This is a genomic window from Flagellimonas aquimarina, assembly GCF_003149745.1.
GTDB lineage: Bacteria > Bacteroidota > Bacteroidia > Flavobacteriales > Flavobacteriaceae > Flagellimonas > Flagellimonas aquimarina.
In genome coordinates, this window is the sequence record NZ_QGEG01000002.1 from 139,954 (window position 1) to 158,108 (window position 18,155).

Below are 18,155 nucleotides of genomic sequence, written 5' to 3' on the forward strand. Positions count from 1 at the left end.
TGTAATTGTCTACAAGTGTGAATGTATCTTTTGATAAGCGGAGCAGTAATCAGGGCCATCAATATTTGGGTTAACCCTTATGCTGCCAAAGGGATTCGTCTCTATATCAAACTCTTGAAGAAAGGGGATTTGAAAATCATAGCCCTCTATGCTTATGGTTACCGATCCGGCACCTATGTATTTTGAACTGTCACTGCTTAGAAAAAAGGTGCCCAAATTTTGTAATATGTTTAGATTGTTCGACTCAATGTCTAGTGGAATCTTAATGGTTTGTAAACTAGGGGCATCAACTATGGTATCTAAAACTCCCTCTAGAACAACTCTATTGGTGCTTTTTGATTTAAGTGAAATTTCAATTTTCCGAATTTTGTAATCAAAAGATTGACTGTTGTGGATTCCAATTTTGATGCGAAAATTTGATTTGGTGGGATTACTGTTTGAGAACGGGTTGATTTTTTCAATTTCAATATGCTTAAAGACCAAATCGCTGCTCAACATATTGTTAGAAATAAAGCTTTTTGCCTGGTAGGGAATTTTTAGTTCAAAGCCTTTCCTTATACTTTTTATTGGATGCACGGCAAAAGCCTCACCAACAAAATAAAAGTCAACTCTATCCTTAGATAAGATCTGTTTGTGTTTTTTTTGCAGTTGAGCAAGGCTAAGATTACAACTAAAGGGAAGTGCGATAGTATCCTTTGGTTTAATCTGTATTGGAGCGATCAATTTTCCATTACCAATCTTTCCTCCATCATAGTTAATATCAAAAAACAACTCCTTTAATTGGTATTTAAGCTTCGTTGGATTGTATATGTAAGAATCAATTGAAAACTGCAAAATAGAGTCGTTTACACTTTTAAATTTTAAGTTATCATTAGAGATGAATATGGGCTCTGCTACATTACAAGAGCAAAAAGAGAGCACGCAGATGAGAAGGTATAACATTGACTTTTTCATATGCTGTCCTTTTTGCTGAGTGAAATAAATATCAAGAGATACATGATAAAGCTCAGTATCAGAACTGCCAATACATTTGTGGCCAGATTATTGAAGGCGCCACCTATTAGAACACCTTTGTCAATTAAACTCTCATCATAGAGTCCTAGTTGGTTCAAAGCGCCTGAAGCTTCACATTTACAATCATTTTTATGGTAACCGTCCGGGTTGAATTCAGGAATTAAAACGCTTTCGGTTTCAATTGCACTGTTTTCAAAATAAGTATCCTGTAATCTTGCGAATCCTTCGGTGCCCCATCTGCCTAAAGTGAAAAAGCTTAAGATTTCAATAAAACGGGTGTCTAGTTTTGTCATTACACCTGCCAACATTATTTGGGGCATGAGCGTAATGGGGACTACGGTCATAACTTTTTCTGTGTTGCTAAAGTAAGATGACAGAAAAAGACCTATTAAAGTAGCAGAACAAGAAATCATAAATAGAAAACCAACACTTTCCCAAAATGGTCTTAGGTAGGTTTCTGGAAATTCGGTTATTGCATTGATCTTAAAATTGAAATAGATGATGGCTACAAATACTACAACCTGTATTAAGGCAATTAGTGAAAGAATAAGCAGTTTTGAGACAATGTATGTGTTTATGTTTAGGTTATACATGCGTTCTCTTTTGTAAATGGGCAATTCGCTTACGATTTCTTTTGCTGAGTTACTAACTCCAAACCAAATAGCAGAAATGGCGGTTAAAAAGATCACACCTATTCTAAATTCGCTAAAAACCAGACTGACAAGTCCTCCAATGATTATTGGTTGCAGCAATAACAATAATAGATTACTGTGGTCATTGAGCTTAATGTTCAAGTACCTCTTTGCAAGCCAATAAAGTTGTTGAAAGCTAGAATCTGGCCTGCGTTTATTCAGTTTTGGGTTTAAGTTCAAAGAATGAGAATCCTCTTTTGGTGGATGGTAGTTTTTTTTAACCTTCTCCAGATCGCTCATTTTACTGTAAACTTCAATGATGCTGTCAACATTAAAATGTTCCGTTATTTTATTGGGAAGTCCCTTATAAACCAAATGACCCTTTACTCCAAGAAATACAACTTCATCCACATAGTTAAGATCTTCAGGTTTATGGGTAACCATTATAATGGTGGTGCCTTCTTGAGCTAAATCCCTTAAACTTTTTAGAAAACTGTCAATTGTTTCAGGATCTAAAGGCGAAGTTGGTTCATCTAAAAATAGAATAGAAGGTTCGGTTAGCAGTTCAACTGCAATTGAAATTCTTTTTCTTTGACCACCGGACAACTCTTTTACTTTTTTGTCCTTGATGTCTTTTTGTCCTTGTTGATTGCCTTGGTCATGTTGATTTAGTTTTAAGCTTTTTAAAACTTTGTTGATGCGTATATCGATTTCTTCTTTTGGTGTACCATCCGGCAATCGCAGTTTTGCTGCATAAAAAAGTGTTTTGTAAACACTCAGTTCTCTATGAATGATATCATCTTGTGGAACGTAGCCAATACTTTTTTTGACCAGATCATAATTATCGATCAGTGAAAGCCCGTTTATATAAACTTCACCCGAGGTGGCAGGGTTATCGCCATTTAAACATTTGAGCAATGTAGATTTTCCGCAGCCGGAAGGTCCCATGAGGGCAACAAAACTTTTATTCTTTATTTCTAGGGACAGCGGTTGAAGCCCAATTTTGTTTTTAGGATACTTCTTTGTTATACCAATTGCCTGAATGGATAAATCTTTTTCTTTCATATTGGTATTAATTGGCAATGTACTTTTCCAAACATTTCCTTCTATCGCTTGAAAAGGGATGGGTAGAATTAAGCTTTATAAGGATTGACCTTTTTTCATTTTTTTCCAGTTTTTTAAAAAAATCTGCAAAATTGTTTACATCGTATCCACTTTTTTTTGCAAGTTCAAAGCCATACTCGTCTGCCTCGTACTCATTTATTTGATCAAAAGGCGCAGAAAATTTACTGTTTAGGTCAATGGCAATCTTGGCAAACTCTTCCGCACCTGTGGCGCCAAAAAAAGTGGATGTCGCCATTATTTTTTTTACTTTTCTTTCTAAGTGAAGCTTTTCATGATGACCAACTTCGTGACCTAAAATAAAAGCAAGCTCATCCATGGAATCTATGTAAGACAATAAACCAGTTGTGAGGTATATATGACCTCCTATCATGGTAAAGGCATTGATGTCTTTAGATGCTATAATATGCAACTTGAATTGTGTGGAGCTTTTGGCGTTTTTTTTAATGTTTTCAAAAGTCTGAAGAACATTTGTTTTGTTTTGGAACTCGTTGAGCAACTTATTTTTTTTAATAACCTGTTTGTAATTCGCTTTACCAATCTGCTGCTTCTGCAGTTTGGTAAGCGTGAACATGTTATCCAGAGATTTGTTCTCCAATTGTTTTATGTAAAAGGAAGGACCATCAAGTAAATGCCCGCAGTTTACAATGTTATTGTCTGAATTTGATTGAGCCTGGCCATGAGAAGCTTTTTCCGTCTGGGAATTTGATTTGGTCATGCCAAGTGTTGCAATGACAAGGCCCCAGAATATATTTTTAAGAATTTTCACAGGTAGTGTTGGTTTGGTTTGACAAGATTTTTTAGGTTGAATGATCTTGCTAAACAAACCTAGCACCCATAGTTAAGTTACCCTTACGGGAACCCGTAATCAAGAAAGGAAAAATTTTAAATTCGACCAAGGGTCAAAAAAGCCGTTTATTGGGGTTCAAGGTGTCAGATTAATCCTAGGTCTTTGGCATTGGCTACCAATTGGATAGTATTCTTGGCTCGGAGTTCGTCCTTTAATCTGTTTAATCTTTTCTCAATTGAACTTAGACTACTGGGAGAAATACCGTTTTGATCAAAATACCTCGCTATTTCATCCTGTGTGAGACCGTTGGACAAGTGAGATAGTAGTCTTACATCATAATCCTCTACCTCAAAGATTCCTCTTTGCCTTATTGCTCCGGATAGTTGTGGTGAAAGATATGTACCTCCTGTTTGCACAGATTCAACAGCTTTTAACAGGTTTTTTAATCCACTTCTTCCTTTAACCACATAACCTGAAATGTCTTGGCTTTGAAACAGTTTTTTTACCGCTGCCGGCTTTTCTTCAACAGAACAAACAATGATAGGGGTTTTATGGCCTAATGCCCGGATTTTTTTTATCAATTGCTTTCCATTTGCAATCTTGTCCTCTCTATGATCCTCATTAAATGACAAGTCTGTAATGAGAAGGTCAAACGCCTCTTGTTCTTTTACCGATCGCATAAATTTAAGATAGGCATCACCACAATATTGTGATAGCACAACTTCGCCCACACCCAGTTCTTGCTTTAGCATAACAGCTATGCCATAGCCTATGCTATCCAAGTCTTCTACAACTAAAACTTTTTTGAACATTAAACTCCAGATTGGTTAGGAATGGAAATCTCGATTGAGGCGCCTATTCCCTGTTTTGGAGTAAAAGTAAAAGTACCACCACAACTTCGAATACGGGAAACCGCATTTTGTAATCCAAGACCGTACTTTATATCTGTAGGAAAACCAATACCATTGTCCTTATAGTCCAATCGTATGTTTTTTTTGAAGTATGAAAATTGCAATCCTACCAAATTGGCTTGACTGTGTTTTTTCATATTGACCAAAAGCTCCTTTAATGCCCTGTGCAAGGCCACACATTTTTGTTCGCTAAGAGTTGCCCATTGGATATCTTCCAGGCCTTTGGTTACTATTGTTATGCTATCGCTTTGAAAAGTCAATATAAGACTCTTTAGTTCGTCTAGAAAATGCTCATGAATGTTTACAGGACTGTTTTCATGAGATATTTCACGTGTTCTTGCATAAATATTTTCCAAATGATCAAGAAACTCGGTGTTTTTTATTCGCTCTTTGTTTTCAACCCTTGCCATTAAACTAAAAATATCGTTCGCCAAACCGTCATGGAGCCTTTGACTGATATGCTTTTCAGTGTTATAGATTTCCTTTAGTTTCTCCTTTTTATGACGCTGTTTCAGTAGAAAAAATAAGAAGGTTCCTCCCATAAGTAAAACGGCACTAAACGAAAGAAAAAGTATTTTTTGGGTTTCTTGTTGGGCCAACTGGGCTTCTTGTTTGGCACTTTCAGCTTCTAGGGCCAATAACCGGGCCTTTTCTTCTTTATCCTGATATTTAAGGTGTGCAAATTGGTTTTTAACCTTCAATTCTTCTTTATATAGGCTGTCCTGTAGAAAGATATACCTGTTTTTATATGCTATGTTATCTGGCTTTAGCCGGAATAAAATCTGCAACGCTTCAATTTCGGCTCTGGGGACTTTTAATTCTTTTGATAGACCTATTAATGTATCTGCATACTTTTTTGAGATGTCTGGATTGGAGTGCTCATAGAACTCTGAAAAACCAATAAAACTTGAAAGTAACCCTCTTTTATCGCCAATATTTTTCCTTATTTTCAAAGCAATAAAATAGTCATGTAAAATATTATCATTGGTAAGTTTCCATTTTGCCTCGGCCTTGTTATGAATCAGCCTTGCGTATTCTTCTTCACTAAAGTCTTCTGGAATCGTTTCAATTGCATTGCCCAAGAGCTCTATGGCTTTTGTATAGTTGGCGTTTTTTGAATGGAGTATGGCCAAATTATTTATATATATGATTTTGTCAACAAGATTTTTTTCAGCATTTATTGCCTTTTCATAATTGTTCTTTGCGTTTTCAAAATCATTTAAACTAGTATAGTTGTTGCCCAATTCGTTCCAGCACCAGGTTATGAACTTTTTATCCTTTTGCTTATTAAAAAACTGTAGCGCTTCAGTTATGGACTCCTTAGATCCATAAAAATCATTTTGGCGATATTGTAATTGGCCCATATTTAATAGTTTCCTCCCGACCTGAGTGCTATCAGACAATTCGAGAAAGCTGTTTTTTGCTCTTTGATAGTAATAAAATGCGCTATCAAATTGCTGAGCTTCTCTAAAATCGTAGCCTACATATGATTCTCCTTTGGCACGATACTCCAGGGCATTGGTTTCTGTTGCCAATGTCATCAATAGTTTGTCATATTTAAGGACAGAATCATGATTGCCTTTTTCTTCAAAGAATTTTGACTTAAGAAGGATTTCCTCAAAAACAATGGTATCTGCCGGTTTTAATTGGAAGCTATCTAAAGGATAACTCTGTGAAAGAGGGGTGGAGACGGTATGTGATTTTTCTTGCTGACATGAGAACAAAAAGCTGCCAAATGATATTATCAGTAAAAATTTGTACGTGCTCATGAATTTTATAATTGAAAAAACTAAAAATTACCTAGAGGGGTTCCTTTTAACCAACCTAATTTAACCCAGATTTTCTAGGCAAAGTAAGCTAATGATTTTGTTGCCAACTGGTAATAGTTTTTAATTATAGTATCAATTAACCCTTTTTTTGTTAAAAAACAATGGGTGTCTTTTACAAAACACCCAGAGTTGATTTAATCCTTTCCATCTTTAGGACTGGATGTAGAGCCTTCGCCAGATGCAATTGTAGCTAGTGCTTCTTGATCTGCAACATCTTCTTTAGTGCAAGAAATGGAACAAAGTGACATAGCGAAAATAAGTGTTAAAATAAAAGTTCTCATAATAAATTGTTTTAGAATTATAAGAGCTAATTACACTGTATTTCAGTGACTTACATTGACATGTCGGACATGTCAAGACACATAAACGTCAACAGAAAGAAAATGGGCAACCATTTTTTTTTACATTTAGGGCATGGGGTTCAATAGACTAACAGAGGCACACCTGCCTAGTTTTATTTATTTGATAGATGCTATCAAGGAAGAGGAATACGACGTTGACTTTAAGGAAATTGCAGATAGAGAGAGCAAAACTCATGAAATGGTAGTGCCCAGATCTATAGATAGAGCTTTTGAACTCAGGGAAAAGTTGATTAGCGGATGGGGTGGAAAAAAACCAGGTCGTCCACAAAAAAAAACCTTGGATGTGCTCACCGCCTTTATAGAAGGTAATTCAAGGCTTTCTTTTTTAGAGTATACCATTGAATACAAAAATGAAATAGAAGCATATTACGCACATAACAAGCCTGAGCAAAAATGGATTGATTTAATTTTTGGCAAAAAAATGAATAGTGCGCTACAAAGAATTTCTGAAATGGAGGAGAAAAGTGATGATATTTCCGATATTTTGGAGAGCTATAGTTTGGAAGAGCTTAAGAAAAGTTTGGGGCCAAAGGCCAAAGAGCAACTAATGCTACTTTTAGAAGAGTGGAAAAGTGATGAACTGGAACCTTTTTTTAAGAGCTTGCTAGAAAGGCGTTTGGAAAAACTAGAAGATAAAATCGTAACATCAAAAAAAAAGTACCGCCGTTTTGGACTGCTAAGCCTTTTATTCTTGCCACAAGATGATAAACTGCTTTTTGAAGAAAACATGTTTTCGGCAATCAAAGATTATCAAGATGATATTATAGATGACACGGGCGTTGATGAATCATTGCTTGAAATTCTCTCTGAATTCAGTAATTAAGGGGTTTACTTGATTTTTCTTTTTATTTATTGATTTAATAATTCCTGAAGTTCTTTTGGATTGTCCGTGATAATGCCATTGATATTTTTGGCTGTTAGTCTTTGCATTGAACTTCTTGAGTTTACATTCCAAGCATATATTGAGCTATATTTTTTCTGTAATTTCTTGTACCAAGAATCAAAAATCAATATGCTGTGGTATTCCACCCCCACAATATCTACGTTTGGTAGTTTTTTAATGGAAGAAGGTCCTAAAACGAAGACACCTACCGTAAGTTCTGGAAAACGTTCCTTAAGTTCTTCACAAAAGGACCTGTTGAAGGAAAAAATGTACACTTGTTCTCCCATTTTTTTTTCAGTAATGTCACTGACCAATTTTTCTAGTAATTGGTTGTAGTTTTTACCTGTTTTAACCTCAATCAGTAGCTTTGTTTCATACTTTGAAATTAAGGTTAAGGCCTCATTAAGAGTGGGAACACCGGTATTTGCAGAAGTATCGTTCAAATTTAATTTTTGAATCTCTTCTAAAGTTAGATTGCTGACAGAACCTTTTCCATTTGTGGTCCTATTTACACTTTTGTCGTGCATGAGCACTAAATGCCCATCTTTGGACATCCTTATGTCGATTTCAACGATATCAACGCCTAATTGAAGCGAATTCTTTATTGCTTCCATAGAATTTTCGGTAAATAGAGCTGCCCCTCCCCGATGTGCCACAATTTTGGGTGTTTTCAACATCTTAGTGGTATTTTCAAAAGTAATATTAAACTTCCCTGAATTGTTTTGCCATTCTTTATCATTTATAACGGCCTCCAAAACATCGCCATTTTTTACAGTAAATTTTAAGTGCGATTCATTTCTACCGTATTGAATTAAATCATTTTCTGGAAAGCTAACCCAATTTCCATTGTTTTTTCTAAACACAAGTGCTCCATGATTAAGTTTTTCCAAACTAGGTCTATTCCATGTGTTGCCCAAACTCATTCCTAAAAAACCGGATTTTGTGCCGGCAGGGGAAACAAAGCCCACAAAAGATCCCAATTTCACCTTTCCATTGGCATTTATCTGAATTGCCTTTTCAGTGTCATCTTTAATGCCGTTTACGACAAACACGTTTTTTAAGCCCTTGTCATGATGGATTAAATTACTGTTGATGTTTATATTGTATCCATGTTCATTTTGCCAATGCGATTCGTTTTGGAACCTACTAACTAATTTAAAACATATTGGTGCAGACAACACGATTACTATACCAATTGGAATTAGGTACATGGATTTCTTTGTTTTTTTTGGTACAGGAGAGTTTCTGTAGTAATCCCGAAGTGATGGGTGTATAAATTCATACCCAGAACCTACAGGCCTAACAAAACCAATTTCAGACAGGTGGAGCAAAAATGAGCGAATGAATAATGGGAAACCTTTTTCAAGCGATAGTATAATCCTTAATAACCAATGATAGATGGCATCCAAACCGCCAAACCAGGCAAATGCCAGAACCCCAAAGCCAAAGGCAGTTTTTAAAGCTTTGAACACTGCCGTGACCTCCATTTCTGTTAGGCCAACATAACTTCCTAATAGAGCACCAGTGACCAAAGTGGAAATAAGAGCTGACTTAAGAGCATTGGTAAAAGATTTGGTTATTGGAGTTCGCTTTGTAATCTCAAGTTTTTCTGTTTGTTCAAGAATGACCCTATTGCCCTGTAAAAAACCAAAAAGCCCAAAAAAAAGATAGCCTAGAAAGAAACCCGCAAACCCTGCAAACAAGTATTTGTCCTGTAAATACAATTCTTGGTTAAGCCAAGCATTGATGGATGATACATCATTAGTGAAAAAATTAAAAATGTAAAAAATAGGGACAACGATAATTCCCAATAAAAGACCACCTGCAAATCCCGAGATGAAGTAATTTTTAAGACTGCCAATTATTCGTTCAACAGGTCTTATGTCAAAATCTCTCCGTTCCCAATTGCTTCGGATACCAAAAAATATGGAGAGCAATATCCCTACAATAATACCAACTAGAGCCTCAGTAGAGGAAAACATGCCGTTCATTAACATTTCGCCTCCGTATTTGGCGGACCTAGGTGTTGTAAAACCGTAATAAATCCCCAGCACAGATATTAAGGGGACAGTCCTTTTTACAATATTGGCTACCGGCGGAATGAGTTTGTGGTCTTTGATTTTAAAAATTGATTCTTCAATTTTATATGATGCATTAAAAAATAACTTAATAAGGTCAATGGATGTGGTGGTTATGCCCCCTATAATGGCCGCGTCCCAAAAGTCAAAAGGTCCCGCTAGAAATAAACCCGCCGCTATGGACACCAATGTAGCTCCTAATAATCTAGAGACAAGATAATATGTAATGACAGACCATCTAAAATCAAGATAAGAGGGCTGCAGCTCTTCAGGGAAGAACAGCCCAGAATTCAGCGCTATCTTCCTTAACCAAATTTTTAGCTTCTTTTTTTTGTGGTTAGATAGAAAACTAGAACCGTTTAGCATTTTTAACTCGTACCACCCCCATATCTGGTTAAAAAAATCCTCATGTGAGAGCTGCTCGGCTCCTAAATTATCTTTAATAAATTTAGACTCGATCCCTATGAGTAAATTTAGGAAAAGGGGATACCTACAAAGAAATTTAAACTTGGGATTGGAGCGAAAGATTTCTAATTTTTGACTGTCTCCATTTTCTTTTAAAACATTTTCAACCTGTTTGGGTTTTAAAGTTTTTAGCTCGATCAAGTTATAAGGCAACTTCCAAAACTTGTCTTTTGTGGTGTATTCACGGTTTAATTTTCCATATGTTTCCGTTTTCATTACTACTGCTAACGAAGTTTTGGCGGATAAGGCCATCAGTTTTTCAAACAACGGAATGATGTTTTCTTCTTTGACCCGGTCCAACCCATCATATATTGGAAAAATAAGACCTCTTTTCAGTCCCGCTTCAAGCCTTTCTCCATCTAGATGGTATATTTTGGATGCTTTATTTCTGGTCCATTGAAGAAGTGATTTTTGGCCGTTCCAGTCAGATAATGAAATAAGTATAGGTGTAAAATCTGAATCTACTTCAATACCCCTTTTTATATAGTCAAAAACTGCAAACGTTTTGCCTACCCCAGACTCACCAAAAATGATAAAACTGTTTTTTTGTTTGTGCTTTACTGTGGATAATAATCTGTATAAAGACCCATCATGTGTTTCGAACAGATCGTTATCTGTATGTAAGCGCCAATTTAGGGTTTCAATATATTCCAGATTGTTGTTGCCAGAAACTCTAAGGGTGCTTTTGCTTCTGGTAATTGCTTGACTTCGTAATGAATCGCGAAGGAATTCCTTTTTTGTATCCGATAAGATCAGGTCATCCAAATTAGTACTCCTCTTTTGATTGAAGTATTTTTTTTTGAGGAACCCTATCAAAAGAATACTAAGTATCCATAGCAGAATGGAAAGAACACCTTCTTTTAGTAGCTGGTATTTAATAAAGAACAATACCAAAGCTACTGTTACTAAAATCAGTATTCTCTTCAGTTTCATTCTTTGGACTCTAATTTAATGCACACTTAGATAATGGTTTATTTCCAATCAAAGCACTATTTGGTGGTGAAGTCCGTAAAGATTATTTGAAAAGGTACATTCTTTCTTTAAGAATGATAAAAGAACCATTTCATATACTGGGGAAAGCGCAATTTCAATCATTTTAAAATGATAAGCAAGTAATTACGGAAAGCCGTAATAAAAATAGGAATGATGAGATTAGGTTTGTTACCAAATCAAACTAATATGAATTATACCAACAAAATAAAGCTGCTAATTGTATTTATTACAATGGTGTCCTGCTCTAGTATGGAGGGTGATGCAGAAAAAATGGCTGATTTACAGTGCGAGTCGATAAAAATGGCAATGGGTGGAGCAATGAATGCAATGGGCAGTGGAAAAGCGGATGTTGAATCAATGAAAAAGCATGGTGAAAAGGTTCAAAAATTTGCTGAAAAAATGAAGAAGAAGTACGAAAGTTATGAGGAAAGACAACAATTTCAAGCTCTGGTCATGGAAAAATCTTTAAACAACTGCTCAAATTAATGGAAACTGTCACCAAAGAATTTAAAAAGCTAGATTGGGGCAAGGCACTTTTGCGTGTACTTGAATTACTAATCATAAAACCGTTCACGTTACCGATCAAAATTTATATCAATGCATTAAAAAACCTCTCGAACGCAAAGTCTGAAAATGGAGAAGTACATCAATTATCAGATGAATTTCCTTTGTACGTTTGGTTGATAAGCATTTTTGATGCATTAATTTTTCTGGCGTATCCTATTGGAATTGTAATGGCCATTAGAGGGGCAAACAGCTATTTTGGAGGTTTTGGCCTTTTTATGGGAATTTTGGGCATAACTTATTTCCTGCCTTTATACCTCAGTCTTATAAGGGAACTAGCGCAAATCTCTCTCAAAATTTTATTGTATTTAAAACTAATAGCTTCAAAAAAATGAAAAGAACTATAATGATATTGTGTTTTTCACTGCTTGTCTTTTCATGCGATTCGGGTAAGTTGACCAATTCAAAAGCAGAGGATATCATATCTGATTGTCTGGAGAGTGAACCAGAAGATAGAAGCGTTTCAATTAAAATCAATAAGGTGCAATTTTCTAAAAATCAAAAAGAGGAAGTGCTCAAGTATGAAGAATTAAGGGATGATGGATATCTAGAACTGACCTTGATTGAAAAGCCAAAGTTAAAACCACTTTCAAATTCTAACGACCCTCTTGCCAGTTGGAGGAGAGAAGCGGAAATCAGAAGACAAGAAAGATATTACAAAGAGTACGATATATCGCTTACCAAAAAAGCAGAGGATTTTATTGTCAAAGCAAGGGAGAATTCAAACTTTGTAACCCTTAAAACTTTTAATTATGAAGTGGATGAAGTTTTAGAAGTTCAAGAGATTCCGACCATGAACACTGCTAAAGTAAAGGTGAAATTTAAGGCAGTGGATTTAACCCCGTTTGCTATTTTATATAAAAAAGACCCATCCAAACTATGGATTGATGATGTATCCATGTCCAAAACCTCAAACGGTTGGAAATATTGTGATGATTATGATTGATAAGTTGGTGGGTGCAGGTGGGACTAGAACCTACCTTAAAAAATCTTAATATGTAAGGGCTTTTCGACTTATCAAGAATTTATGTTCACCTAATTGGTGATTTTTAACAGTATTTATAAAGAATTAGGATAAAAATTGTTAAAAAACTGCACAATACCCATATAATTTATAAGATTTTTGTGTAATGATATTTTGAAGGAATGTGCTAATTTGCGAAGACAACCTCAACACTTATTTCATAGATTTTTCCTCCAGATTGTTTTAGGCATCCCCCAAACAGTTCTTAAAACTTTTGAGACTCAAAGAAATTTCGGTCTTGATTCATTTATTGTGTTATACCAAACTTAAACGGATGAAAAAAGTAACATTGTTATTATTGATTTTAAGCATTGTACCATGCTTTGGACAGGAAACTCAAAACCCGTCTGTTCAAGAATTAAGCCAACTTCATAATGAAATCATGACATCTTTGGAAAGATACGCCTCCATGTCCGACGAGGAAAAGGACAAACTAAATACCTCATGTTTATTGGCGACAAGCCTGTACAGCTATTTAGTGGCTAAAGAAGATATTGTTGTTTCAGATAGTATCAATCCTAAGGAGCTTTGTGGAAAAATAGAAGGAAAACAAATATTGGAAAAGTTACAGATTATAGGAGGGCTTATTAAAAAAAAGGAGGAAGAATTTGAAAACAACCTTAAAAAATTAAAACCCTCGGAAAAGGATGGTGAATTTGACAAGGCCACTCAAAGAATCACCGAGCTGAAAGCAGAAATCGTTGCGGAGTGTGCGGTGGTTGAAGAATTGCTGGAGACCATAAAGAAAAACGGCAGTGTGGCAAAGTCAGAAATAAATGAACTTGACCTTAGTTCTTGTACAGAATTCAAAAAACTTGAAAAAGAAGAAAAAAGTGATTCTCAAAAAACCACTGAAGCAATAGATAGCTTTGGGGACCAAGATATTGCAAGGATAATTTTGAACAAAAAGACAACTTTACCCATAAGGGAAAAACCTGAGAAAAAGGAAGGTGATGCCAAAGAGATTCGTAAGTATAGGAAGGAGATTCGTAAATATAAGTATGATGGTAAAGAAATACAGTTTAAAAATGCTGTGTTGATTTTTTTTAATAACAAAGCTACCACCATACATGTAGAGGCCAGTATAGGAGATAAGACTATTGATTTAGTCAATGGAGATTATAGCATTCCCATACGGGCATTTTTATTTTATAGGAATGTAAGTCAATTGATAAAGTATAAGTATCATCTAGTTGGAGAAATTGAAGAGGGTATAAAAATAAAAGTCCCTGTTACGGAGATTTTTGACTACAAATCAATAATAAAAGGTAAATCAGGAAACTTTGGATATTCGGTTGCAAATCAAAAAGTTATATTGTCCCATGATGATGAGAATGATGGTGTTGGTTCTTTTGTGGTTAAGCAACGACGCTTTTTGGATTTTTTCAATGCAGTAGTCTATTCAGATTTAATGGGTTTTAATACGGAGAACAGTAATTCTGCACTTAATGCCCAGGCTAGTTTGTTGAAACCGCTAAATTTAGGGAGCTGGGAACGTGTTTCGGCATTTAGACAGTTTCGTATTATATCAAATATAGCTCTTAGCAATAGCTTTGAGGATGAAAACAGGTTTATCGGTTTTACTGATGACGAACAAGTCCCACATTTCGATTTGTTGAGGAAAAATAATCTAAATGCTGTTATGAGCACCGACCTGATTAGCATCGAAGCAAAAGGTTGGTTTTCGGTAATTTCTTTTGGTTATAATCTTGGATTTTATAGAACAGGATTTAGGTATACGAATACTGAGTCAAGTGATGAGGATGAAATCACAAATGGTCAACTCTTGTCAATTTCCCATGGGCCTTATGTAGGGTTTGAGTTTCGACCTCAAGATAATTTTGGTGCGGATTTAATGCTCAGTTTAGAAAAATTTAGTCTCAATGACAGATTAACGTTGAATAGCAGGGATTTTAGAGATGATATAGTTACTGATATTAAGGATAACGATTTTTTATTAAATCATAATATCATCAACTTTTCCTCTAGTTTTTACTGGTTAACTAGTCCTGGTAAAAGTAATGGGGGAGTCTATGCAAGACTAGGGGTTGCTTATCACACTCCAACGGACGCTATATTTCCTCAATTCTTCGTGGGTTATGCGACAAACTTGACCTCTTTCGTTAATCGTTTTAAACAAAAAGAAGTACCTGAACAAGTAAAAGAATAGTTCGTTGAACTACTGATTTCAGACCAACGTTTATTATAAAGTTTTAATTATGCTTTTTATTTGGCTTTCAAAAAAAGAAAATTGGCCCCTTATTTTTTGGGTCTTATTGTCATTGGCTATGTTGATTTGCCCAAGTTTTTTTTGGATCAATGATTACATTACGACACCCCAACATGGTCATTTCGATTGTTTTGAAACGGTATCGGAGATAATTCAAAAACCTGAGAACTCCAAAAATAGGTGGTGGTACGAGGCCTTTTTCGTACTTGATTTCGTATGGGCCTTTTTTACCCTTACGCTTATTGGGATGGCAATAAGCAAAACTACTTTTAGAGACTTTTTTAGGTTCAATGGGCTGCACTGGTCCATTAAGATATATGTAATCCTAGCCAGTATCGCATATTTGGCCGATGTGACAGAGGGTATTCTATATTTGACGTACACCTTTGTTGGTCTACAGGCCATGGTATATCTAAAAATAGGAGCTTATGTCATTTGTCTTTTATTTTTTCTGTATTGGTTGTTGCAAACCTTTATTGTCAAAAATTTCAAATCGTTCTTAAGATTCGTGAATACCTCATTGGTAAGTTTGTTCTTTATAGCGACAATCTACCTTTTGATTACTCTGATGCCACAGGGCGGCACCTTAGTGGTGCAACTGTTCTACAATCCTCCCAACATTGTGATTTTCTTCTTTTTGCTAATGTTTCTGTCCCTGATACTTTCCCATTACCCAATCTATACCGATATATGGTCCAGTGACATCAATAAAGAGGTGAGGTTACGAATGGACTCAAGGCTAAATTTACTTGGATTTGGAATTATATATTATGATACCAGCGGGCTATCTGCCAATAGCCCTTTCAGGAACCCGGTAGTACTAAGTTTTAGAAGAAGCTTGGGATTGCTGCTGTACGTTGCAGTTTTCAATATCATGTTCGGTGTCATATCCAGATATTTTGAGGTGCACTTCAATGTGTTGAAAATCAGCCTATTTGTTTTTGCCGTTACGGTATTTATCTATTATCTAGAGGGCATGACCCATAAGCACTGGACGAATGTCCTGTATGGCAAGGGAGTGCCCCCAGCCACGTTGAATAAGAACATTGGGTACATTTTGTCCTATGTGAGATGGTTTCCACATTATTTTCTCTTATGTGTTCTTGGAGCTGTCCTAGTCGCCATCTTGGCGTCGGAACTGAAGTGGCATAGACATGCAGTTCTTCTCTTCATGATTGTACTGGGGCTGCAGATGTTTCTTTATATCATGTTCAAAATATCCCGTGCTTTTTTGAAATATGTCTTCATAACGAAAAGGCTGTATTTTAAAAATCGAACGATGTATGACGATCGGATTGCACGTTATTTTATAGCATATTATAGGAAAAATCCGAACAAGAGGCCAAGAAGACTGTTTATGGCATTTGGAAACCTCAGTGACAATATCACCTATTTGAGGTTAATGCGATTTAGTGGTATTTTATCCTTGGCAGTCATTTTTTGGGCCAATTACAGTGTGCCAATGGCTACATTTTTGAATCCTATTGTTGTCATTTTGTTCTACATCATATTAATATACAGCCTCTTTATGATAATCTTTAAACACTTGTTATACTATGGTAGAAATACAGGTGTCAGGTTTAGAAGATTTTTTAGGTTCGGAATTCCATTGATGCTGATTCTAATTATTGCTGCGGCAAATTATGGGTCTCGTCAGTCCAATGACTTGCATGAGTTGAATAGGGTTGTTCGTAAAACAGACATGGATTTCAAAACCTATTTAAAGAGTAGGATGGAGAACCATCCTGGTAATGGTAAGGAAAATTATTTCTTCATAGGCTCCTATGGAGGAGGGTTAAAGGCAAATCTCTGGAATTTGTTGCTTCTGAACGAATTGGATAGTATTTACCGAGAGGATTTTTTTTCAAAAACCTTGGTCGTTTCTGGAGTTTCTGGTGGTGCCGTTGGAATAGGGAACTATACCTCTTTGGTGGCCCATTTGGGGGAGGCCCCAACTTTTTACGAGGAAATATTTAAAATAGGTAGGTCCAATGTGCTGTCTAATGAGTTAGTTTACTTGCTGGGCAGGGATTGGTTGAGGGAATATAATCCGTATTATAGCCACCATGGAACAGATCGATCCTACAGAAGTATGGAAGTACATGCAAAATTAACTCAGCTAGATAGTTTCAATACCAAGGGGCTTGAGGATGTTTGGAGAGAAGCTTATGAAAATAGGGACGGACAGTACCCGTTATTGATATTGAACTCAACAGGGGTTGGGGGGCAGCAAGGTGTTGCAACCTCCGTACCTTTTCCGGATGATGCGTTTCCGGGAGCTTTAATTACCAATAAGTTCAAGAAAGCTGATTCCTTGACTTTGACTTATTATGGTGCAGTTTCTACAACAAACAGATTCCCGATTTTCAGTCCCACTGCAAAAATCAAAGAAAAGGGTGCCTTTATTGACGGGGGCTACTTTGAGAATTCCGGGTTATTGAGCGCGATGGAAGTTTACGATGCCATGGCTAAAGATGGTACATTAGAGTACACTGATAATGTTCAGCCCATCTTTATCAATATAATTAATTCAAAAGATTTTTATGTCAAGCAAAAACTGAAAGAGTATAAATTGGAGCCAAATGCAAAGACTGACCCAAGTGAATACCAATCAATTATCGAAACAATTACTTCAACTAACATTTTGCCCTACTACATTCTGGAAAAGTTGAAGGCCAGGGGTTTTGCTGTCGAACTTATAATGATGCCCCATAAAATAAGTCTGGAAGATGTTGAATCTAGCATGAGGGGCGAGGTGGAAGATCCGATAGCAATTATGGACAAACTCAAGTTGCACAATGATTCTATTGATGATGCCCTGAATAAATATCAACTATATGATCTGAAAAATTGGGGGGTTGTCGAACCGCCGCTGGCTAGACTACTGAGCGTACCTGCTGCAAGATACCAACAGGCCATGGTCAAAGAACATCCATTGATTCGCGAGAAAATAGATTTTAGGATAAAGGAATATATCAAATCTAAAATACCGGTAGACACCACTTTTCAGTATTTGATAAGGCAAGTGGAATACTCTCCTAACATTTATAAATTGAAAAACGGTTACGATGAAGCGTGGCAGATCAAAAAAGAGGATTCTGTAAGGAACGATTCCCTTTAAATACTATTTATCTTTTTTATTTTATATATAGTTTTTGAATGATTTATCATTCAAAAACTATATTTTTTATGTATAATGAACGACTTATCATTCAAAATGATTTTTTATTAAATTTGTTTTTTGTAAATTTGTATGAT

General features: G+C 35.9%; 13 protein-coding genes. 6 read left to right on the forward strand and 7 right to left on the reverse strand.

What is annotated here, in order from left to right; all coding sequences use genetic code 11:
- Positions 1–9: 9 nt before the first annotated feature.
- From DKG77_RS07390 to DKG77_RS16975, 6 genes are all read right to left on the reverse strand, one after another.
- A complete protein-coding gene (locus DKG77_RS07390) occupies positions 10–954 on the reverse strand; it encodes a hypothetical protein (RefSeq protein WP_109661777.1) in 945 nt (314 codons plus the stop codon).
- Complete coding sequence (locus DKG77_RS07395; protein WP_133248432.1) at positions 951–2,711, reverse strand: ABC transporter ATP-binding protein/permease; 1,761 nt, start codon at positions 2,709–2,711, stop codon at positions 951–953. The genes DKG77_RS07390 and DKG77_RS07395 overlap by 4 nt, the downstream gene beginning before the upstream one ends.
- Positions 2,712–2,718: 7 nt before the next feature.
- A complete protein-coding gene (locus DKG77_RS07400; protein ID WP_133248433.1) occupies positions 2,719–3,537 on the reverse strand; it encodes a M48 family metallopeptidase in 819 nt (272 codons plus the stop codon).
- A 164-nt stretch (positions 3,538–3,701) separates the two neighbouring features.
- Positions 3,702–4,370 carry a response regulator gene (locus tag DKG77_RS07405; protein ID WP_109661783.1) on the reverse strand — a complete coding sequence of 223 codons (669 nt, stop codon included), beginning with the start codon at positions 4,368–4,370 and terminating at the stop codon, positions 3,702–3,704.
- Positions 4,370–6,238, reverse strand: a complete 1,869-nt coding sequence (locus tag DKG77_RS07410) for a tetratricopeptide repeat-containing sensor histidine kinase (protein ID WP_109661785.1) — start codon at positions 6,236–6,238, stop codon at positions 4,370–4,372. The genes DKG77_RS07405 and DKG77_RS07410 overlap by 1 nt, the downstream gene beginning before the upstream one ends.
- A 194-nt stretch (positions 6,239–6,432) precedes the next feature.
- A complete protein-coding gene (locus DKG77_RS16975) occupies positions 6,433–6,579 on the reverse strand; it encodes a hypothetical protein (RefSeq protein WP_165819361.1) in 147 nt (48 codons plus the stop codon).
- A 133-nt stretch (positions 6,580–6,712) separates the two neighbouring features.
- Between DKG77_RS16975 and DKG77_RS07415 the strand changes: the two genes are divergently transcribed.
- Positions 6,713–7,483 (forward strand): hypothetical protein, encoded by a 771-nt coding sequence (locus DKG77_RS07415; protein WP_109661787.1) that lies wholly within the window; start codon positions 6,713–6,715, stop codon positions 7,481–7,483.
- A 26-nt stretch (positions 7,484–7,509) separates the two neighbouring features.
- Here DKG77_RS07415 and DKG77_RS07420 read toward each other — a convergent pair whose 3' ends face one another.
- Entirely contained in the window at positions 7,510–11,019 is a 3,510-nt protein-coding gene (locus DKG77_RS07420; RefSeq protein ID WP_109661789.1) for a glycerophosphodiester phosphodiesterase family protein, read from the reverse strand.
- A 246-nt stretch (positions 11,020–11,265) separates the two neighbouring features.
- On the opposite strand from DKG77_RS07420, the gene DKG77_RS07425 reads away from it, so the two are divergent.
- The 5 genes from DKG77_RS07425 to DKG77_RS07445 all read left to right on the forward strand — a co-directional run bounded on the left by DKG77_RS07425 (position 11,266) and on the right by DKG77_RS07445 (position 18,018).
- A complete protein-coding gene (locus tag DKG77_RS07425; RefSeq protein WP_109661791.1) occupies positions 11,266–11,565 on the forward strand; it encodes a hypothetical protein in 300 nt (99 codons plus the stop codon).
- A complete protein-coding gene (locus DKG77_RS07430; RefSeq protein WP_109661793.1) occupies positions 11,565–11,978 on the forward strand; it encodes a hypothetical protein in 414 nt (137 codons plus the stop codon). The genes DKG77_RS07425 and DKG77_RS07430 overlap by 1 nt, the downstream gene beginning before the upstream one ends.
- On the forward strand, positions 11,975–12,589 hold the full coding sequence (locus DKG77_RS07435) for a hypothetical protein (RefSeq protein ID WP_109661795.1): 615 nt from the start codon (positions 11,975–11,977) through the stop codon (positions 12,587–12,589). The genes DKG77_RS07430 and DKG77_RS07435 overlap by 4 nt, the downstream gene beginning before the upstream one ends.
- A 352-nt stretch (positions 12,590–12,941) precedes the next feature.
- On the forward strand, positions 12,942–14,837 hold the full coding sequence (locus DKG77_RS07440; RefSeq protein ID WP_109661797.1) for a hypothetical protein: 1,896 nt from the start codon (positions 12,942–12,944) through the stop codon (positions 14,835–14,837).
- 49 nt (positions 14,838–14,886) lie between these two features.
- The gene (locus DKG77_RS07445) at positions 14,887–18,018 is read left to right on the forward strand and encodes a hypothetical protein (RefSeq protein ID WP_109661799.1); all 3,132 of its coding nucleotides are present in this window, start codon (positions 14,887–14,889) and stop codon (positions 18,016–18,018) included.
- Positions 18,019–18,155: the final 137 nt, after the last annotated feature.